Here is a 19,265-nt window from a genome sequence, read left to right on the forward strand (position 1 = left end):
GTGCTAGGCCTGGCGGAACATCAAAGTCGTAAGGGGCGGCAGGGCGATCAATGCAGATTGCGCCTGATTGTGCCAGGCGACCGCCTCGGTCGCGATGCCACCCAGATTGCCGCGATTGCCGCCGCCATAGAGTGCCGCATCGGTATTGATGATCTCCTCCCATCGACCGGGGCGCGGGAAGCCGAGGCGGTACTGGCGCTCGACCGGGGTCATGTTCGACACGACGACCACTGCCTTGTCCTGCGGCCCGCCATAGCGCGCCCAAGCATAGACCGAGGCCTCGGCATCGTTCGACTCGATCCAGGCAAAGCCTTCTGGCCGCGCATCGTTGAAATGCAGCGCCGGTGTGGCGCGGTAGGTGGTGTTCAGGTCGCGGACTAGCGCCTGCACGCCCCGGTGTTCGGCATGGTCTAGCAGGTGCCAGTCGAGGCTCTGGTTGTGGTTCCACTCGCGGCCCTGGGCAAAGTCCTGGCCCATGAACAGCAGCTTCTTGCCCGGATGGCCCCACATGAAGCCGTAATAGGCCCTCAGGTTGGCAAATTTCTCGGCCCCCGACCCGGGCATCTTGTCGAGCATCGAGCCTTTGCCATGCACCACCTCGTCATGGCTGATCGGCAGGATGTAGTTCTCTGACCAGGCGTAATGCAGCCCGAAGGTCATCTGGTGGTGGTGCCATTTTCTGTGGATGGGATCCTTGTGCATGTAGCTCAGGGTGTCGTTCATCCAGCCCATGTTCCATTTGAACCCGAAGCCGAGCCCGCCGTGATTTGCCGGGCGGGACACCCCCGGGAAGGCTGTCGATTCCTCGGCGACGGTCATGATCCCGGGACATTCGCCATAGGCGGTGATGTTCATCCGGCGCAGCAGTTCGATCGCCTCGTAATTCTCGCGCCCGCCGTCGCGGTTTGGGATCCACTGGCCCTCGCCGCGCGAATAGTCGCGGTAGAGCATCGAGGCGACCGCATCCACGCGCAGCCCGTCGAGGTGGTATTCCTCGAGCCAGTAGAGCGCGTTCGAAACGAGGTAATTCGCCACCTCGCGCCGGCCGTAGTTGTAGATCAGCGTGTTCCAGTCCTGGTGGAACCCCTCGCGCGGGTCGGCATGCTCATAAAGAGCGGTACCGTCGAACTGGCCAAGCCCGTGCGGATCGGTTGGGAAATGCCCTGGCACCCAGTCGAGGAGGATGCCCAGTCCGCGCTTGTGGGCGGCGTCCACGAACGCCCGGAATTCGGGGGGCGTGCCATGGCGGATGGTGGGGGCGAACAGGCCGACAGGCTGGTATCCCCAGCTGCCATCGAATGGGTGTTCGGAAATCGGCAACAGTTCCAGGTGTGTGAAGCTCATCGTTGCCGCATAGTCGACAAGCTGATCGGCCAGTTCCTGATAAGAGAGCATCCGGTCGCCCGGTGCGCGACGCCACGACCCCAGATGAACCTCGTAGATCGAGATTGGCGCGTCGATCGTCTGGCGCGGGCCGCGCTCCGCCATCCAGCCATCATCGCCCCATTTCGCCCCGGAGATACGGCGGACGACCGAGGCGGTCTTGGGCGGATGTTCCGAGCCGAAGCCGACGGGATCTGCCTTCAGCGGCAGGATTGCGCCACCGGGGCCGCGGATTTCGTATTTGTAGGCCGTGCCTTCGCCAATCTCGGGGACGAAGGTTTCCCAGACGCCCGTCGCACCGCGGCGGCGCATCGGGTGGCGGCGACCGTCCCAGACGTTGAAATCGCCGACGACGGACACGCGCTGCGCATTCGGCGCCCAGACGGCGAAATGTACCCCCTCGACACCCTCATGGGTGATCGCATGGGCACCAAGGGCCTGCCACAGGCGGCGGTGCGTGCCCTCGCCCAGCAGGTATTCGTCCATCTCGCCCAGCACTGGGCCGAAACGGAAGGCATCCTCGAATTCCCAGAAGTTACTCCCCTGCTCCGCGCGCAGGCGATAGGGCTGGTTCTTGCCGATCTCGGCCACGAAAAGGCCAGGCGTGCCGGGGACAGGCGAAGCCGCGATCTGGGTTCCGGCAAGAACCGTCAACCGGTCAGCGCCGGGAACGAAGGCGGTCACCGTCCAGCGTTTGCCCTTCTGGTGAGGACCCAGCACGGCAAAGGGGTCGCCATGCGACCCGTCGGCGATCGCACGCGCTGCGCCCGCTTCGACAAGCGGTTCTGCTGCCTTGGCCATCGAGTCCTCCCCTCCTCTCAAGCCAGCCGGTGGTTGGAGCGCCGTTTCAGAGCGCCGCTTCCACCGACCAGACATCCTTCATGTAGCCCCGGATCGTGCGGTCCGACGAAAAGAAGCCGGAGCGTGCCGTGTTCATCGCGGCCATCCTGAGCCAGCGGTCGCGGTCGGCGAAGGCCCGGTCGACCTCGGCCTGCGCGGCGCGGTAGGCGTCGAAATCGTCGGCCACGAGGAAATAGTCGTGGTGCCAGACCCGGTGGACAAGGCCGTGATAGCGGTCCTTCTGCGTCGGGCAGAAGCGGCCCTCTGCGATCATCTGCAGCACATCCTGCAAGGGCTTCGACGCCTCGATTGCCTTCTTCGAATGGTCGCCATCCTCGCGCCGCTTCAGCACCTCCTCCGCGGTCAGGCCGAACAGGAAAAAATTCTCGCGACCGACTTCCTGGAGGATCTCGACATTGGCGCCATCGAGTGTGCCGATGGTCGGTGCGCCGTTCATCATGAACTTCATGTTGCCCGTGCCCGAGGCCTCCTTCCCGGCGGTCGAGATCTGTTCGGACAGGTCGGCGGCAGGGATCAGGCGTTCAGCCATCGAGACGTTGTAGTTCGGCGGATAGACAATCGTCAGGAGGTCGCGCGTCTCGATATCCGAGTTAACGACGCTCGCCACATCATTGATAAGGTGGATGATTTCCTTGGCGACGGCATAACCCGGCGCCGACTTGCCGCCGAAGATCTTGACGCGCGGCACCCACCGGCCCTTGGGGTTCTGCTTGATCGCGTGCCAGTGGGCGATGGTTTCAAGGATGTTGAGGAGCTGGCGCTTGTATTCGTGGATGCGCTTGACCTGAACATCGAACATCGCGTCCGGGTTGACCGAGACCCCGCATTCCGTCCTCAGCCAGTCCGAAAGCCGCGCCTTGTTGACCCGCTTGGCGGCGCCGAAGGCGTCTCGGAACCCCTTTTGCTCGACATGAGGCTCCAGGTCGCGCAGCCGGTCGAGATCGTCTTCCCAGCCGTCGCCGATCGTGTCGGTAATGAGGTTAGACAGCGGCCGGTTGCACATCCTGAGCCACCGGCGCGGCGTCACCCCGTTGGTTTCGTTGATGATCCGACCAGGATGCAGCTTGTCGAGCTCGGGGAAGAGGTTTTTCTTGATGAGCTCGGAATGCAGGGCCGAGACGCCGTTCACCTTGTGAGCCATGATGAAGGCCAGCTCGCCCATCCGCACCTCGTGATGCTTCACGATGCCGACGTAATGCGGGCGCGAGTGGTACTCGTCCTTGTGCCAGGCATCGATGCGCTCGACGATCTGCATGTGGCGGGGCAGCACATTGCCGAAGGTGAAGGTCGCCCACCGTTCCAGAGCCTCGGGCAGAAGCGTATGGTTGGTGTAGCCAAGGCAGGCCTGGGCGATTTCCAGCGCTTCGACGAACTCGACGCCATGCCCGTCGGTCAGGAGCCGGATCAGCTCCGGCCCGGCGATGGCCGGGTGCGTGTCGTTCATCTGGATGGCGACATGCTTCGGCAAGGCCCGAATATCATTATGGTTCTTGAGGTAGCGGCGAAGGATATCCTGCAGCGCGGCCGAGGTCAGGAAGAATTCCTGCTTGAGGCGCAGTTCCTTGCCCTGATAGGTCGTGTCGTCTGGGTAAAGCACCCGGCTCAGTGTACGGGCCAGCGTCTCGGGTTCGGCGGCCGCCGTATAGTCCCCGCGGTTGAAGCGTTCCAGATCGAACAAGGTCGTCGGCCGCGCTCCCCAGAGCCGCAGCGTGTTCGCCCATTTGCCCTGCCAGCCGACCACGGGCGTGTCATAGGCCTCGGCCTGCACCGTTTCGCCCGGAACCCAGACCTCGCGGCCGTCGCGGTTCTCGACCGTGCCCTTGAAGCCGATGGTGTAGGCACTCTCCGGGCGCTCGAACTCCCAGGGGTGGCGGCTCAGCAGCCAGTCTTCGGGCGTTTCGACCTGGTGGCCAGCCTCGAAGCGCTGGCGGAACAGGCCGTGCTCGTAGCGGATGCCGTAGCCGTAGGCGGGACACCCGATCGTCGCCATCGATTCCATGAAGCAGGCTGCCAGGCGCCCAAGGCCGCCATTGCCAAGCGCCGCATCGGGTTCGTTCTCGACGATGGACGAGAAATCCTGGCCGAAATCCTCCATCGCCTGCACGGCCAAGTCCCGCAAACCGAGATTGACGCAGGCATCCTCGAGCAGGCGCCCAATCAGGAACTCCATCGACAGGTAATAGACGCGCTTGCGATCCTCGGCCCAGGTGCGGCGTGTTGACGCGAACCATGGGCCGACGATCCGGTCGCGGATGGCGAAGCTCAGCGCCATTCGCCAGTCATACACGCTGGCATTCTGAGCATCCTTCCCAAGCGTGTAGGTCAGGTGCTGCAGGATCGCGGTCTTGAGGTCGGGCAAGGTCAGTTGGGTATCGAACAAGGCGTCGGTTCCTGAGTCTGGGTCAAGCGGATCAGAGCAGATCAGCGGCCGAGGGGGCTACCGGAACCAATGCTTTGACAGTCTTGCGATTTTTGCAAGCCTGAAGGGTATGTGGCAACCCGATTCATCGGTCTTCCTTTCGGTCCTCGACTCGGTCTGGGGCCACAAACCGAAGTGATCTTGGCGGGCATTTGCTCACAGCGGTGCCAAGTGATCAACAGGCTCGAGTGGCTTTCCCACGCACGTGCCGCTTTTTGCGGCAAGTGTCGCAATCGCTGGCGCATTGCGCCGCCGTCGAGACCAAAGACCATGCAGAGTCATATCGCATGATCTGCATCAAATCGGGGCATTCGACATATTGCTATACATTTCATGCGGATTTTCCTGGCGAGGGACATGAGCCATGAGACTGACCATGCGGACCAGCCTGGCCTTGCGGACGTTGATGTTCTGCGCGGTCAACGACGGTCGGATCGTGCAGCGGCATGAGATATCGACGACCTGCGACGCTTCCGAGAACCATCTGGCCCAGGTGATTCACCTGCTGGCGCGGAACGGCTACATCAAGACCCGGCGCGGTCGCCATGGCGGGTTGTCCCTTGCACGACCTGCCGGCGAAATCACGGTCGGCCAGGTCTTCCGCAGTTTCGAGGCCCCTCTTCCCTTCGCGGATTGCTGGCAGGGCTCGGAACGCGAATGCCCGCTGAAGGGGGCCTGTCGCCTCGCCTGCGTCCTGAAAGAGGCGATCGACGCCTTCTACGCCCGCCTCGACCGCACGACCCTGGCCGAACTGGTCGACGACAATGGTGATCTGCAGACCCTGCTGAAGGCGGCCTGATCGCCCCCCCACGCATGTAGAGGAAGGCCCCGGCAGTAATTCCCCGTTCGCGATTCTGCGTCGCGGCGATGCGCGTGCGGCGAATCAGGCCAGGATGACATCTTCTGCGCGCTGTTTCTTTGGCGTTGGCGATGGTGACATCTGTGTGACCTTTGTCGCAAACCCCGCTTCAAATGTCGGGTTCCGCACGATTCTTCAGTTGAATTCGTCCGCCTGAGCGCATACTTGCCCGGCGTCCAGAACCGGGGCGGGGGCTCTCCAGCAAAGGTCTGGGTTTCCCGGCGGATCTGGGCGCACGAGCAGGACGTCTTTTGGTTGCGGCGGATGGTTCCGCCAAGAAAAAGAGAAAACGGATAGACTGACATGGCTAAGAAACCGACCCCGGCACCGCATCAGCAAGGCTCGAACCCGCAGGGTTCCGGCCAGATGGGCGCCAGCACCCAACCTTCGACCCAGCAAGGGCAGAAGCCGATCTTCAAGGACTGGGCCTCGATCTGAGCCTTGTTCCCGCGTCCGGTCCGGCCGATAGTCTCGGTCCAGACCGGAGCGCGACCATGCCTTCCCCTGTATCCTCGATCCCCAATCTCGGGCCTGCGAGCGAGGCCGCCTTTGCGCGCGCCGGCATCCATTCGGCCGAGGAAATCCGCGCGCTCGGGCCGGACGAGGCCTATCGCCGCCTCCTCCGCGCGGGCACACAACCGCATTTCATCGGCTATTACGTGCTGGTGATGGGGTTGCAGGGGCGTCCCTGGAACGATTGCCAGGGCGAGGAGAAGAAGGCGCTGCGGGTTCGCTTCGACGCGATCAAGGCTGAGACGGGCAGCAGTCGCTCGGGGATCGAGGCGGCGCTGAATGCAATCGGCGTAGTGACCCGCGCAAAGTGAACGGTTTTTCTACGAAAAATCAAAGGGCCGCTGCATGAGCGGCCCTTTTCATCATTGAATTCTCGCGAGAAAATTCGTTCAGCCGACCAGTTCCAGGCCCGAGAAGAAATAGGCGATCTCGACCGCGGCGGTTTCCGGCGCGTCCGAGCCGTGGACCGAGTTCTCGCCGACAGAGAGGGCGAATTCCTTGCGGATGGTGCCGTCGGCGGCATTGGCCGGGTTGGTCGCGCCCATGACTTCGCGGTTCTTCGCGATGGCGCCTTCGCCTTCCAGCACCTGCACGACGACCGGCTCGGAGGCCATGAACTCGGTCAGTTCGCCGAAGAACGGACGGTCCTTGTGGACCTCGTAGAACTTCTGCGCCTGAGCCAGCGACAGGTGGATGCGCTTCTGCGCGACGATGCGCAGGCCGGCTTCCTCGAATTTCGCGTTGATCTTGCCGGTCAGGTTGCGGCGAGTGGCGTCGGGTTTGATGATCGAGAGCGTGCGTTCGATGGCCATGAGGGTCACTTTCCGGAATTGTCGGGACAGGCCCCTGCCCGCCCCTCGTGATTGCCGCGCCCTGCTATCACGGGCCTTCCGCCTTGAAAAGCCGGGAGCGCCGGTTGACGCCGCATCCCCCATGGGGCAGGACGCATCCCATGCTGAAGATCGAGGACATCACCTATTCCGTCGAAGGCCGCCCCCTGTTCGAGGGCGCCTCGGCCACCATTCCGACCGGCCACAAGGTCGGCCTAGTCGGGCGCAACGGTGCGGGCAAGACGACGCTCTTCCGACTGATCAAGGGAGACCTCGCGCTGGAGGGCGGCTCGATCACCCTGCCCTCGCGCGCCAAGATCGGCGGTGTCGCGCAGGAGGTGCCGTCGTCTTCGACCTCGCTCCTCGATACGGTGCTGGCCGCCGACACCGAGCGGGCCGAGCTGATGGCCGAGGCGGAACATGCCACCGACCCGCACCGCATCGCCGAGATCCAGCACCGGCTGGCCGATATCGACGCCTGGTCGGCCGAGGGCCGGGCCAGCGCGATCCTGAAGGGTCTGGGTTTCGAGCCGGAAGAACAACTTCGCCCCTGTTCGGACTTCTCGGGCGGCTGGCGGATGCGCGTGGCGCTGGCGGGTGTGCTTTTCGCCCAGCCGGACCTTTTGCTGCTTGACGAGCCGACCAACTACCTCGACCTCGAAGGCGCGCTGTGGCTGGAGAACTACCTCCAGAAGTATCCGCATACCGTCATCATCATCAGCCATGACCGTGGCCTGCTGAACCGCGCCGTGCAGGGCATCCTGCATCTGGACGCGAAGAAGCTGACCTACTGGACCGGCCCCTATGACCAGTTCGCACGCCAGCGGGCCGAGCGGATTGCGGTGATGACGGCGGAGGCGAAGAAGCAGGAAGCGCGGCGGGCGCATCTGCAAAGCTTCGTCGACCGGTTCAAAGCCAAGGCCAGCAAGGCCGTTCAGGCGCAAAGCCGGGTGAAGATGCTGGAGAAGCTCACGCCGATCACCCCGCCGGAAGAGGCGAAGAAGCAGGTCTTCACCTTCCCCGAGCCGGAAGAACTCTCGCCGCCGATCGTCAACCTCGACGGCGCTGCGGTCGGCTATGGCGGCAAGCCGGTGCTGAGGAAGCTGTCGCTGCGGATCGATCAAGACGACCGCATCGCCCTGCTCGGCCGCAACGGCGAGGGAAAATCGACCCTATCCAAGCTGCTCGCAGGCAAATTGCAGGCCAGCGAGGGTCGGATGACGACCTCGTCCAAGCTGCGCGTCGGCTATTTTGCGCAGCATCAGGTGGACGAACTGCATCTGGACGAAACGCCACTCCAGCACATCATGCGGGTCCGCCCGGCCGAGGGGCAGCCGAAGCTGCGTGCGCGCCTCGCGGGCTTCGGCCTGATGGCGGATCAGGCGGATACCGTGGTGGCGCGGTTGTCGGGCGGGCAGAAGGCGCGGCTGTCGCTGCTTCTAGCCACCATCGACGCGCCGCATCTTCTGATCCTCGACGAGCCGACCAACCACCTCGACATCGAGAGCCGTGAGGCGCTGGTCGAGGCGCTCACGGAATATACCGGCGCCGTGGTGCTGGTGAGCCACGACATGCACCTCCTGGGCCTCGTTGCCGACCGGCTGTGGCTGGTGAAGGGCGGCGCGGTCGCGCCCTACGAGGGCGATCTTGAGGATTATCGCCGGATGCTTCTGGCCGGCGACGAGGTGGAAAAGCCTAAAGCCCCGGTCGAGAAGCCGAAGAAGGCGAGCCGCGACGAGATCCTCGCGCTCAAGGCCGAGGTGCGCAAGAGTGAGGACCGTCTGGCCAAGCTGAACGAGATGCGCGACAAGCTGGCCAAGAAGCTCGCCGACCCAGAGCTTTACGAACAGGCGCGGATCGGCGAACTTGAGACCTGGCAGAAGAAATACGCCGAGGTGATGGAAGGGCTCGATCGCGCCGAGGCACTGTGGCTGACCGCGCAGGAAAAGCTGGAGGAGGCGGGCGGGTGATCGACACGGGGTTCCTGATCACGAGTTTCGTGACCCTTTTCGTTGTCATCGACCCCCTCGGCCTGATCCCCCTCTTCATCGCGCTCACGCAGGGCGTGTCGCCGGAGCAGCGCAGGGCTGTCGGGCGGCGCGCCTGCACGATCGCCGCAGCCTTGCTGATTGTATTTGGCCTTCTAGGCGAGAAACTCCTGACCTTCGTGGGCATCTCGATGCCCGCTTTCCGCATCGCCGGCGGGATCCTTCTGTTCCTGACCGCGCTCGACATGCTGTTCGAACGCCGGACGCAGCGGCGCGAGGGGCAACATGCGGATCCGGCACATGATCCGTCGGTCTTTCCGCTCGCCATGCCGCTGATCGCCGGGCCGGGGGCGCTTGCCTCGATGATCCTCCTCGTCGGCAAGTCGGGGCCGGGCTGGACCGGCGCAGGGTTGGTGTTCCTTGAGGCGATGGCGGTGATCGCCATCGTCTTTTTGCTGTTCCAGGTGGCAGGTCCGATCGAGCGCGCCCTTGGCCGGACCGGGACGATGGTCATCACCCGGCTTCTGGGCATGCTGCTCGCGGCCCTGTCGGTCCAGTTCGTCATCGACGGGATCGTTGGCACTGGCCTTCTGACCTCCTGACAGCGATTGCGAAGCCCCGGCGGCATCCCTACATCCGCAAGGTCAAGGGGAGCAGCGGATGGATACCAACGATCTGATGCGGCTGATGTACCTAGCCGTCCTGCTGGCTGCGGTCGGCGGCTGGGTCCTGGTCGAGTATCGCGGGCGGCTGGGTGCGGCCCTGCGCAACTTCATGGCCTGGGGATTGATCTTCGTTGGCGTCGCCGCGGGCTATGGCCTGTGGGCTGATATGCGCCGCGACCTGCCCTATCAGGCGGTCGTCCAGGACGGGCGGGTCGAGGTCACGCGGGCGCCCGACGGTCATTTCTACCTGCCGGTCGAGGTAAATGGTCAGTCGATCGAGTTTCTTGTCGATACCGGGGCGAGCAATATCGTCCTGTCACAGAAGGATGCGCGTCGCGTTGGGATCGACCCTTCGTCGCTTGCCTATGTCGGTCAGGCGCAGACGGCGAACGGCGCGGTCTCGACGGCTCGGGTCAGACTCGACAGCCTGACGCTCGGCCCCTGGACCGACCGCGACCAAGCTGCATGGGTCAACCGCGGCGAGATGGACGGCTCGCTTCTCGGCATGGATTACCTGCACGGCTTCAAGATGGAGATTGACGGGCAGAAGATGGTCCTGTCGCGCTAGGGCGAACTGAACGCCCGGGCAAAGGCCACGTCGGCGCCGGGATGGAGCGGTGCGGTCAGGCCGTTCGTCGCCAGACCGCGCGGCTCGAGACCAGCAAGGATCGGCGCGCGCCGACCAAGGGCAGGAAGCGCCTGAAGAACATCCGTGACGATCGCCTCGACCACCTCCTGAGGCGTGTCGGCCCGGGCAACCAGTGTCGCGGTCACCGAGAAACTCTGCTGTGCCGGCGAACCGGGCCGATAGCTCGCCATGGGGATGGAGGACGCCGTCAGGTCCTTGCCGGTTCCGATGACCTGCCGGATTTCGTCCAGCGACAAGGGGAGCACCGTCACGGGACAGGAGTTGAGCGCGGTCGCAATCGCGTCGTTCGGGTGGCCGACCATCAGAAATGTCGCATCGATTGCGCCGTCGCAGATCGCCTCGATCGCGGTGCTGGTCGGAAGTTCGGCAAGCTCCGAGAACTCGTCTTCACTCAGGTTGATCGCCGACAGCATCCGTTCCACCGTTGCGCGACGGCCGGACGAGGGGTGACCGATATCCACCCGCTTCCCAGCTAGGTCCATGATATCCGTTGCACCAGCATCCGTGCGCACGAGGATGGTCATCGTTTCAGGATAAAGTCCCATCACGCTGCGCAGGTCGGGCATCGGTCCCTTGGTTGCGAAGCGCCCCGTTCCGGTCAGCGCCTGCGCCTGCAGGTCCGACTGCACGAGCGCCAAGTCGAGTTCTCCCTGCCGAAGCGCATCGAGATTGTAGACCGATCCCGTCGTCGGATCTGGGCTGCAACGCATTGCCCCCATTTCGACCCGGTTGACCAGATCGCAGATCGCCGATGCCGCCGCGTAGTAGCCGCCCGAAACATCGCCGGACCCGACCGTGAAGAAAGGCATTTCCTGCGCGCTGGCGACGGAGGTGCACAGTCCAAGAACCCCGAATACTGCTGCAGCCGCCTTCATCCCCTGCCCCCGATCGCTGGTTGCGGCGAAAATAGCCGAGCCGTGCCCATCTGGCCAGTTGCCTGCTTGATTGCCCCTCGTCATTGTGCCTCCGACCGGATGTGGGATCGGCGCAGAGTGGGGACAGACGGCGATGCCGGACTTCGTCTATGACATGGATCTGGCGCAACTGGCGCTGACGATCACCATCCTGATCGTCGGATCGGTGCTGATCGGGGTGGTCATCATCAAGCCGATCCTTCGGCTGCTGATGGGAACGGGGCCGGATTTCAATCAGAACGTCTCGTACGTCACGGCGGGGTTCAGCCTGTTCTACGGCCTGCTTCTCGGCCTTCTGACCGTGGCCGCCTATCAGAACAACGAACGCATCAGGTCCGGGATTCAGGATGAAGCGTCGATGCTGGGCGCGCTCTATACCTCGATGGATTCCTATCCGGAGCCCTTGCGCAGCGATGTCCGGGGCATGATGCGCGACTATGCCCTGTTCACCATCAATGCCGACTGGCCCGCCCATCGCCACGGCCGGATCCTGAACGGCGGCGTTGATCGAGTCGCTGCGATCCGTAACAAGCTCGGCCGGTTCGAGCCGCAGACCAAGGGGCAGGAACTCTTGCATGCGGAGGTTCTGTCGGGCTTCCAGCGTTTCGTCGAGGCGCGGCAGGTTCGTCTGAGCGGGACCATCACCGGAATTCCAGGGGTGCTGTGGTATGCGGTTCTGGTCGGTGCGGCGGTCAACATCCTGCTGATCGTGCTGCTCCGCATGCGCACGCTGCAGCAATTCGTTCTGGGGTCGATCACGGCGTTCTTCCTTGGGGTGATCCTGTTCGTCATCATCGTGCTCGATCGGCCTCTGCGCGGCCCTGCGGCCCTGCAGCCCGATTCCTTCGTCCTGCTCTGGCAGAAGACGATGGTCTGGGACGAAGCGAACGGTTGAGGGTGGAGCGCGTCAGATGGCCGATTTCTCGATCCGGGACGTTGAAGGGATGCGGCAGATCCGCATCGAAATCGCCAACGAAACGGTGCGCGCCCGCAAGGGGGCGATGTCCAACCTGCGCGGCAAGATCCGCCTGATCCCCCGCCTGCCCGGCCTTCGGGACATGTTCCGCAGCCTGTTCATTCCCGAAGGCACGATCCGACCCTTCTACGAGGGGACGGGCGAAATCCTCCTGCAGCCTTCGACCGGCGGCTACCATCTGCTCGACGTGTCCGATGGCGAGCGCTGGATCCTTGAGCCCGGCGTGTTCTGGGCTTGCGAGGGGTCGGTCAAGCTGGGTCTCACGCGTGATCCGTTCTTCGCCTCGCTATGGGCGGGCGACGGGTTCTTCAACTGGAAGACCTTGCTGGCGGGCCATGGGCGTGCCGCCATCAATACCCCCGGCCCCGTCGAGATCGTCGAGATCAGCAAGGCCGAGATGCGGGTGCAGGGGCGGCTTGTCCTTGGCCGGACCGAAGGGCTGACCTTCCGCTCCGAGCGTCCTGCCGGGTTCTTCCGGAGCTTCATCTCGGGCCAGACCCGGCTGAGGGTCTTCCGTGGCACCGGCAAGGTCCTGGTCTGCTGGACGCCTTACTGGAACGAAAAGCTCCTGCGCCAGATCGGCGGGCAGGACGACGACGGGGCGACCTGACTCAGCCTGCCGCCGCCCGTTCCTGTTTCTTTTCCCACCGGCCCGACTCCTCGGACCAGTACTGCGCCGCAAGGCCGGCGGCGGTGACGGCGCGCCACTGGCCGCGCGCCGCTTCAACAGTCGAGGCATCGCCGCCATCGAAGATCAGGCAGGCGCGTTCCAGCCCCTCGGCCTCGGCGGGGTCGATGGCCGCGCCATCGATGGCGATCAGGCAGCGCGCACCGTTGGGCAGGCCGGGACGGTCGGTCAGCAGGATTGGCTGGTCGGCGTCATGGGGGCCACCCGCGAGACCATGCGGCAGGAAATCCTCCTCCGATCCAAGCCAGAGCTTCTCATCCAGCCATTCGAGCCGCGCGCGATCCGCCCCCCGCACGGCGACGCGCCAGCCGGCGGTGAGCGATCGCGCGATGATCTGCGGCAGGGTCTGTTCGACCGTGCTGCGGGTCAGGTGGTAGAAGATGACGCTGCCCAAGGCCCGGTCAGCCTTCGCAAAGGTCCTGCACCAGCCGGTCCAGCGTCCTGACTCCCCAGCCCGTGGCGCCTTTCGGCGCGAAGGTCGAGTCGCTCTTCAAACTGGCCGTGCCTGCGATGTCGAGGTGAATCCAGGGCGTGCCCGGCTTGACGAAACGTTGCAGGAAGCAGGCGGCAGTGATGGCGCCGCCTTCGCGACCGGTAACGTTCTTCATGTCGGCGATGCGCGATTTCAGAAGCGCGTCGTAGGCCTCGCCAAGCGGCATCCGCCAGGCACCCTCGCCCTCGGCCTTCGCGGCCTTGAGGAAGGCGTTGCAGAAGGTGTCGTCGTTCGAGAAGACGCCGGTGTTCTCATGCCCGAGCGCCACGACCATCGCCCCGGTCAGGGTGGCAAGGTCCACCATGCCGACCGGCTTGAAGCGCTCCTGCACGTACCAGAGCACGTCAGCCAGCACGAGTCGGCCCTCTGCGTCGGTGTTGATGACCTCGATCGTGTCGCCCTTCATCGATTTCACGACGTCGCCCGGCCGCTGAGCGTTGCCGTCCGGCATGTTCTCGACCAGCCCGACGATGCCGACGACATTGGCCTTGGCCTTGCGCAGGGCCAGCGCCCGCATCACGCCCGAAACGACGCCCGCACCGCCCATGTCGCCGGTCATGTCCTCCATCCCCGCCGCCGGCTTGATCGAGATGCCGCCGGTGTCGAAGGTCACGCCCTTGCCGATCAGCGCCAGCGGCGCGTCGCCTTTGGCGCCGCCATTCCACTGCATAACCACCACGCGTGGCGGGTTGGCCGAACCTTGGGCCACGCCCAGAAGAGTGTTCATCCCGAGCTTCTTCAACTCCTCGGGTTCGAGGATCTCCACGTCGAGCCCCAGTTCCTGCATCGCAGCCAGACGAGCGGCGAAATCGACAGGCGTCAGGATATTCGCCGGTTCGTTCGTCAGGTCACGGGTGAAGAACACGCCCTCGGTCACCGCTGCATGGGCCGTGGCCTGCGCCGCGACCGCCTCGGGGTTTGCAACGAGGAAGGTCACCTCGCCGGGAGAAGTCACCTCCCCGGTCCGATAGGCGGTAAAGTCATAGGCCCGGAGCGCCAGGCCATAGGCGATCTCGGCAGCCTTGGGATGGCCCTCAGCCAGCACCAGCGCCCCGCTCGCGCCAAGGGCTTTGCCCACGGCAGCGCCAGCCTTGCGGGCGGTCAGCGCGTCGGCCTGCCGGTCCAGGCGCAGGATCTGCACCGCTTCGGCGGCGATGCCTGCGGGCCAGGCAAGTTCGGCGGCATCGCCGGGCTTCATCTTTTCGAACGCAGGCGAGGACAGAAACCGTTCGAGCGCGCCCTTGGTCAGCCGGTTGATCTTGCGAGAGACCGGCCCGATGGCCCCATTCGCACCAGCGATGATCACGACCTTGCCCGCAAACCCGGCTGCGGCCTCGGCCTCGGTGGAACGGAACTGGATGGTGACGGGGGTGGACATGAGCGGGCTCCGGATTTGTCTGTCTATATGGGAACGGTCGGCCAGATTGCCCCGTTCCGGCATAGGCGGAGCCTAGCCCGCGCCCCCGGCAATGACCAGATAGCAGTTTTCCCTGCCGCGGTTTTCCACTAGTTTCGCCCGAAACAAGAATGAAACGAGGGAGAGCATCGGGCGTGTCGAGATTCGACAGATATCTGCTGTCGCAATTCATGGCGCTGTTCGGGTTCTTTTCCCTTGTGCTTGTGGCCGTCTATTGGGTGAACCGCGCCGTCAGCCTGTTCGACCAGCTGATCGGCGATGGTCAATCGGCGCTCGTCTTCCTTGAATTCACTGCACTGACCCTGCCGAACGTCATCCGGCTTGTGCTGCCGGTTTCGGCTTTTGCGGCGGCGGTCTATGCCGCCAATCGGCTGACCCGCGAAAGCGAGCTTGTCGTCATGCAGGCGACCGGCTTCTCCCCGTTCCGGCTGGCACGACCGATCGTCTATTTCGGCCTGATCGTCACGCTGCTGATGGCGATCTTGATGAATGTCATCGTGCCCGCCAGCCGCCTGACCCTGCAGACGCGCACAGCCGAAATCCAGGCCAATGTAAGCTCGCGTCTGCTGCGCGAGGGGTCCTTCGTCCATCCGGTCGACGGCATCACCATCTACATCCGCCAGATCGCACCGACAGGCGAACTTCTGCAGGTGTTCCTGTCGGATGCCCGGGATCCGCGCCAGCGCATCACCTACACCGCACATCGCGCGCTGATCGTGCGCAGCGAAACCGGACCGAAGCTCATCATGTTCGATGGCATGGCCCAGACGCTGGAACAGAAGACCTCGCGGCTGGCGGTCACCCGTTTTGCAGACCTGACCTACGACCTGTCGTCTTTCCTTCAGTCGGCGGGGCCGATCCAGGCCGGTCCGGACGAGACCTCGACACTGACGCTTCTTTTCCCGCCCCCGGGGCTGGCCGAGCGGATGGGGACGACCGAGGCGGCGCTGCTGCAAGAGGCGCATAACCGCATCGCCAGTCCCTTCATGGGTCTGGCCGGGCCGCTCATCGGTTTTTCGGCCTTGCTTGTCGGCGCGTTCAGCCGCTTCGGTCTCTGGCGGCAGGTATTGGGGGCGATCTTCCTGCTGATCGTCGTGCAACTGATCGACAACGTGACAACCAAGGCCGCGCTTCAGGATCCCTCGAACTGGCCGCTGACCTATGCGGCGCCGCTGCTGGGCATCCTGATCGGACTCGGGCTTTTGTGGTTCGCGGCCCTGCCCCGCCGGATACGGGCAAAGGGACAACTGCTGGCGGGAGGAGAGGCATGACGCTCAGCCGCTACCTCGCCCGGCGTTTTCTTTACGCCTATCTGATGGTTCTCGGCATCTTCTCGATGTTGATGATGCTGATCAGCATGGTCGAGCGGGTGAGAAAGCTTGCCGGAACGTCTGTGGGATTCGGTCAGATCGTTGGTCTTGCCGCGTTGGATGTGCCCGAAAGCGTCTATCGCATCCTGCCGCTGATCATGATCCTGTCGGCGATGATGCTGTTTCTCGCGCTGGCGCGGTCGAGCGAGCTTGTGGTCATACGGGCGGTTGGCCGGTCGGGTCTGCGCATGCTGGTCGCTCCGGTCCTAATGGCGTTCCTGATCGGGCTTTTCTCGATTGCCGTCCTGAACCCGCTTGTTGCCGCGACCGAAAAGCGATCGGCCGAGCTTACGGCCGAATTCTCGTCGGGAAGCTACAGCGTGCTGTCGGTCAGTTCCGAAGGGCTCTGGCTGCGTCAGGGGGGCGATGGCGTGCAGACGGTGATCCGCGCGACGCGGGCCAACGGCGATGCGACCGAGCTTTTCGATGTGACATTCATCGCATCCGACGACACCGGCACCCCGCTGTCGCGCGTCGAGGCGGCCAGCGCCCGGTTGGAGCCGGGGGCCTGGTCGCTTGACGGGGTCAAGAGATGGGACCTGACCGCCGAGAACCCCGAGGCGACTGCGATCGAACAGCCCAAGGAGCGTATGCCGTCCAGCCTCACGGTCGAACGCATTCGCAACAGCTTTGGCGCGCCCTCCAGCATCTCGATCTGGAACCTGCCCGCCTTCATCACGAGCCTGGATCAGGCGGGCTTCTCGGCGCGCACGCATCGCGTCTGGCTGCAGACGGAACTGGCGATGCCCTTCCTGATGGCCGGCATGGTCCTGCTTGCCGCTGGCTTCACCATGCGGCACACAAGGTTCGGCAGGACCGACATCATGGTGTTGTTGGCCGTGCTGACCGGCTTTGCGATGTTCTTCCTTAGAAATTTTGCGCAAGTATTGGGAGAGTCAGGGCAAATCCCGATTATCGCTGCTGCGTGGGTTCCGCCTGTCGCCACCATTCTGGCGGCTCTCGGGCTTCTTCTGCACGTCGAGGACGGCTGATGCGGCGGCACCTGCTATCCCTCATCCTTCTCGTCGGGCTGGCTATCCCCGCCAAGGCCCAGGAGGCTCCGGCCGATCTGGCCACGCTGGTTGCGGATCAGATCGAGATCCAGGCCGACAGCGTGCTGGTGGCTGCCGGCAATGTAGAGGTGCTGCAAAAGGGAATGCGCCTCAAGGCAACCCGCGTGACCTTCGACCAGAAGACCGATCAACTCAAGATCGAGGGGCCCATCGTACTGACCGACGCGACCGGTACACGCATCGTCGCCGATCAGGGGGAGCTTTCGTCGTCGCTGACGGACGGTATCCTGACTGGGGCTCGGCTGGTGCTGAAGCAGCAGTTGCAGCTTGCCTCGAACTACGTGATGCGCGCCGGCGGTCGGTACACGGAACTTGGCCGCACGGTCGCCTCCTCCTGCCAGATCTGCGAGGGTAGCCAGACGCCGCTCTGGGAGATCCGCGCCAGTCGGGTCGTCCATGACAAGGAGACCCGGCAGATCTATTTCGAGGACGCCAACTTGCGGATGTTCGGCGTTCCAGTGGCCTATGTGCCGCGCCTGCGGATGCCCGATCCGACGCTTGAACGGGCGCGGGGGTGGCTTCTGCCCAGCATCCGCAGCACGAGTCAACTCGGCTTCGGCATCATGGCGCCGTACTTCGTGCCGATCGGGGAAAACCGCGACCTGACCATCACCCCGTACATCAGCTCGAAAGATGCGCAGACCCTGGGCCTGCGCTATCGGCAGGCCTTCTGGAACGGCTATTTCGAGGCCGAAGGCGCGGTATCGCGTGATCAGATCGACCCCGGCACCCGTGGTTATCTGTTTGCCAAGGGCAACTTCCGTCTGCCCGACAGCTTCTACCTGTCCTTCGGCCTGCAGATGGCCAGCGACAACTCCTATCTTCAGGACTACGGGATTTCGTCGCAGGACCGGCTCGACAGCTTCATCCAGGTCGAGCGGGTCAAGCGCGACCGCTACATCTTTGCCGGCCTGACCCATCTGGAATCGATCCGCGACGAGGATACCAACGATACGCAGCCATCGACGCTTGTCCGCGCGATCTATGACCAGCGTTTCGCCCCGCCAATGATCGGAGGGATAGCGACCCTTCGGTATGAAGCCACCGGCAGCATGACGACGTCAAGTTCGACCACGGATTCGAACGGGGACGGCAACTCCGACGGACAGGATACCGCGCGCGGGCTGGTGCGGCTCGACTGGCGGCGGGACTGGATCCTGGCAGGCGGGCTTGTGGCGGCTGCAACCGGCCGCGTGCTAGGCGATGTGACCTTCGTCGGCCAGGATCCGGCCTATCCGAGTGCGATCGAGCGGGCCTATGGCGTCTTTGGCACGGAACTGCGCTACCCGATGGTCAAGTCCGACTCCTGGGGTGGCACGCAGATCCTTCAGCCGGTGGCCAACTTCCTCGTGTCGAAGAGCAGCCTGCCAACCGTGCCTGACAATGACAGCCTCGTCGTCGAACTGGACGAGGGCAACCTGCTCTCGCTCGACCGCTTTCCCGGCACCGACAAGATCGAACTGGGGACGCGGGGGGCAATGGGTCTGGACTGGACACGCTACGGTCAGGATGGTTCCGAGGTCGAGCTGGCCTTCGGCCGCGTGGTCCGGGCCGACGATCTTGAGCAGTTTACCCCCTCCTCGGGTCTCGACGGGACTTGGTCGAACTGGCTTCTCGCCATGCGGGTGGCCTCGTGGGAGGGGCTGACCCTGACGCAGCGCGTGCTGCTCGATGACGAGTTTGACGCCAATATGGGCGAGTTCCGCATGAACTGGGGCAACAACAAGATTGGCCTGGAAACCGGCTATTACTGGGGGATTTCCGATCCCGAAGCCGACCGGCCGGACGACGTTTCGGAAATCAGCTTCAACAGTTCTTGGAAATTGAATGACAACTGGACGAGTGTCCTCGGCATCCGCCACGATTTCATCGAGGGTCGCACCTCGGACGCGAACCTCGGCTTCGTGTATCGCAACGAATGCATGCTGGTGGACCTTTCGGTTTCACGCTGGTATTCGGATTCAACAAGTCTGGACCCGACGACCGAGTTCGGCCTGAAGGTACAGCTTCTGGGTTTCGGTGGTGGAGCTGCCCCCGGACCAGCCCGGCAATGCCGGGGGTAAGGGTCAGGGGTGCAGAATGCGCCCGGGACGAGATAACAAGGGCCGGGACATACCGCCCGGGGATGAGCAGACGGAGCAGACGGACTGGACATGCGCCCGATTAT

The 19,265-nt window shown here is 64.0% G+C and carries 17 protein-coding genes; 11 read left to right on the top strand and 6 right to left on the bottom strand.

Annotated elements, in window-relative coordinates; all coding sequences use genetic code 11:
• Positions 1-3: 3 nt before the first annotated feature.
• Positions 4-2,184 (bottom strand): 1,4-alpha-glucan branching protein GlgB, encoded by a 2,181-nt coding sequence (gene glgB, locus L0V05_RS14145; RefSeq protein ID WP_234871535.1) that lies wholly within the window; start codon positions 2,182-2,184, stop codon positions 4-6.
• Positions 2,185-2,230: 46 nt separating this feature from the next.
• Entirely contained in the window at positions 2,231-4,624 is a 2,394-nt protein-coding gene (locus L0V05_RS14150; RefSeq protein ID WP_234871537.1) for a glycogen/starch/alpha-glucan phosphorylase, read from the bottom strand.
• A 403-nt stretch (positions 4,625-5,027) separates the two neighbouring features.
• Here L0V05_RS14150 and L0V05_RS14155 point away from each other — a divergent pair, with 403 nt between their 5' ends.
• The 3 genes from L0V05_RS14155 (at position 5,028) to L0V05_RS14160 (ending at position 6,346) form a co-directional block, all read left to right on the top strand.
• Positions 5,028-5,462 carry an RrF2 family transcriptional regulator gene (locus L0V05_RS14155; protein ID WP_234871539.1) on the top strand — a complete coding sequence of 145 codons (435 nt, stop codon included), beginning with the start codon at positions 5,028-5,030 and terminating at the stop codon, positions 5,460-5,462.
• A 363-nt stretch (positions 5,463-5,825) separates the two neighbouring features.
• Positions 5,826-5,960 (top strand): hypothetical protein, encoded by a 135-nt coding sequence (locus L0V05_RS20535; RefSeq protein ID WP_255683772.1) that lies wholly within the window; start codon positions 5,826-5,828, stop codon positions 5,958-5,960.
• Positions 5,961-6,016: 56 nt separating this feature from the next.
• Complete coding sequence (locus L0V05_RS14160) at positions 6,017-6,346, top strand: TfoX/Sxy family protein (protein ID WP_234871541.1); 330 nt, start codon at positions 6,017-6,019, stop codon at positions 6,344-6,346.
• Between the two features lie 78 nt (positions 6,347-6,424).
• Here the strand turns inward: L0V05_RS14160 and ndk are convergent, their stop codons facing one another.
• A complete protein-coding gene (gene ndk, locus L0V05_RS14165) occupies positions 6,425-6,847 on the bottom strand; it encodes a nucleoside-diphosphate kinase (RefSeq protein ID WP_234871544.1) in 423 nt (140 codons plus the stop codon).
• A gap of 140 nt (positions 6,848-6,987) precedes the next feature.
• On the opposite strand from ndk, the gene L0V05_RS14170 reads away from it, so the two are divergent.
• Genes L0V05_RS14170 through L0V05_RS14180 form a run of 3 tightly spaced genes read left to right on the top strand, consistent with a single transcriptional unit; the run spans position 6,988 to position 10,086 of the window.
• Positions 6,988-8,835 carry an ABC-F family ATP-binding cassette domain-containing protein gene (locus L0V05_RS14170; protein ID WP_234871546.1) on the top strand — a complete coding sequence of 616 codons (1,848 nt, stop codon included), beginning with the start codon at positions 6,988-6,990 and terminating at the stop codon, positions 8,833-8,835.
• Entirely contained in the window at positions 8,832-9,455 is a 624-nt protein-coding gene (locus tag L0V05_RS14175) for a MarC family protein (RefSeq protein WP_234871548.1), read from the top strand. Before L0V05_RS14170 ends, L0V05_RS14175 begins: the two co-directional genes overlap by 4 nt.
• A 58-nt stretch (positions 9,456-9,513) precedes the next feature.
• Entirely contained in the window at positions 9,514-10,086 is a 573-nt protein-coding gene (locus L0V05_RS14180; protein ID WP_234871550.1) for a retropepsin-like aspartic protease family protein, read from the top strand.
• Here the strand turns inward: L0V05_RS14180 and L0V05_RS14185 are convergent.
• Positions 10,083-11,126 (bottom strand): TAXI family TRAP transporter solute-binding subunit, encoded by a 1,044-nt coding sequence (locus tag L0V05_RS14185; protein WP_319937874.1) that lies wholly within the window; start codon positions 11,124-11,126, stop codon positions 10,083-10,085. The two genes, L0V05_RS14180 and L0V05_RS14185, sit on opposite strands and share 4 nt — an antisense overlap.
• Before the next feature lie 49 nt (positions 11,127-11,175).
• Between L0V05_RS14185 and L0V05_RS14190 the strand changes: the two genes are divergently transcribed.
• Together L0V05_RS14190 and L0V05_RS14195 are read left to right on the top strand one after the other, a co-directional pair.
• Positions 11,176-11,976 (top strand): bestrophin-like domain, encoded by an 801-nt coding sequence (locus L0V05_RS14190; protein ID WP_234871554.1) that lies wholly within the window; start codon positions 11,176-11,178, stop codon positions 11,974-11,976.
• 16 nt (positions 11,977-11,992) lie between these two features.
• Positions 11,993-12,667, top strand: coding sequence for an AIM24 family protein (locus L0V05_RS14195; RefSeq protein ID WP_234871556.1), 675 nt, complete (start codon positions 11,993-11,995; stop codon positions 12,665-12,667).
• Position 12,668: 1 nt separating this feature from the next.
• Here L0V05_RS14195 and L0V05_RS14200 read toward each other — a convergent pair whose 3' ends face one another.
• The gene (locus tag L0V05_RS14200; protein ID WP_234871558.1) at positions 12,669-13,139 is read right to left on the bottom strand and encodes a DNA polymerase III subunit chi; all 471 of its coding nucleotides are present in this window, start codon (positions 13,137-13,139) and stop codon (positions 12,669-12,671) included.
• 7 nt (positions 13,140-13,146) lie between these two features.
• On the bottom strand, positions 13,147-14,616 hold the full coding sequence (locus L0V05_RS14205) for a leucyl aminopeptidase (RefSeq protein ID WP_234871559.1): 1,470 nt from the start codon (positions 14,614-14,616) through the stop codon (positions 13,147-13,149).
• A 173-nt stretch (positions 14,617-14,789) separates the two neighbouring features.
• On the opposite strand from L0V05_RS14205, the gene lptF reads away from it, so the two are divergent.
• Genes lptF through L0V05_RS14220 form a run of 3 tightly spaced genes read left to right on the top strand, consistent with a single transcriptional unit; the run spans position 14,790 to position 19,161 of the window.
• Complete coding sequence (gene lptF, locus L0V05_RS14210) at positions 14,790-15,926, top strand: LPS export ABC transporter permease LptF (protein WP_234871561.1); 1,137 nt, start codon at positions 14,790-14,792, stop codon at positions 15,924-15,926.
• The gene (gene lptG / locus L0V05_RS14215; RefSeq protein ID WP_234871563.1) at positions 15,923-17,017 is read left to right on the top strand and encodes an LPS export ABC transporter permease LptG; all 1,095 of its coding nucleotides are present in this window, start codon (positions 15,923-15,925) and stop codon (positions 17,015-17,017) included. The genes lptF and lptG overlap by 4 nt, the downstream gene beginning before the upstream one ends.
• Complete coding sequence (locus L0V05_RS14220; protein ID WP_234871565.1) at positions 17,017-19,161, top strand: LPS-assembly protein LptD; 2,145 nt, start codon at positions 17,017-17,019, stop codon at positions 19,159-19,161. Before lptG ends, L0V05_RS14220 begins: the two co-directional genes overlap by 1 nt.
• The last annotated feature ends 104 nt before the right edge of the window (positions 19,162-19,265 follow it).

The sequence above is a fragment of the Alitabrizicola rongguiensis genome (assembly GCF_021491355.1).
GTDB lineage: Bacteria > Pseudomonadota > Alphaproteobacteria > Rhodobacterales > Rhodobacteraceae > Aliitabrizicola > Aliitabrizicola rongguiensis.

Coding starts and splice junctions, on each gene's coding strand:
- L0V05_RS14205 (WP_234871559.1), bottom strand. CDS start 14,616: ATGTCCACCCCCGTCACCATCCAGTTCCGTTCCACCGAGGCCGAGGCC.
- lptG (WP_234871563.1), top strand. CDS start 15,923: ATGACGCTCAGCCGCTACCTCGCCCGGCGTTTTCTTTACGCCTATCTG.
- L0V05_RS14220 (WP_234871565.1), top strand. CDS start 17,017: ATGCGGCGGCACCTGCTATCCCTCATCCTTCTCGTCGGGCTGGCTATC.
- L0V05_RS14190 (WP_234871554.1), top strand. CDS start 11,176: ATGCCGGACTTCGTCTATGACATGGATCTGGCGCAACTGGCGCTGACG.
- L0V05_RS14160 (WP_234871541.1), top strand. CDS start 6,017: ATGCCTTCCCCTGTATCCTCGATCCCCAATCTCGGGCCTGCGAGCGAG.
- ndk (WP_234871544.1), bottom strand. CDS start 6,847: ATGGCCATCGAACGCACGCTCTCGATCATCAAACCCGACGCCACTCGC.
- L0V05_RS14180 (WP_234871550.1), top strand. CDS start 9,514: ATGGATACCAACGATCTGATGCGGCTGATGTACCTAGCCGTCCTGCTG.
- L0V05_RS14170 (WP_234871546.1), top strand. CDS start 6,988: ATGCTGAAGATCGAGGACATCACCTATTCCGTCGAAGGCCGCCCCCTG.
- glgB (WP_234871535.1), bottom strand. CDS start 2,184: ATGGCCAAGGCAGCAGAACCGCTTGTCGAAGCGGGCGCAGCGCGTGCG.
- L0V05_RS20535 (WP_255683772.1), top strand. CDS start 5,826: ATGGCTAAGAAACCGACCCCGGCACCGCATCAGCAAGGCTCGAACCCG.
- L0V05_RS14195 (WP_234871556.1), top strand. CDS start 11,993: ATGGCCGATTTCTCGATCCGGGACGTTGAAGGGATGCGGCAGATCCGC.
- L0V05_RS14155 (WP_234871539.1), top strand. CDS start 5,028: ATGAGACTGACCATGCGGACCAGCCTGGCCTTGCGGACGTTGATGTTC.
- L0V05_RS14185 (WP_319937874.1), bottom strand. CDS start 11,126: ATGACGAGGGGCAATCAAGCAGGCAACTGGCCAGATGGGCACGGCTCG.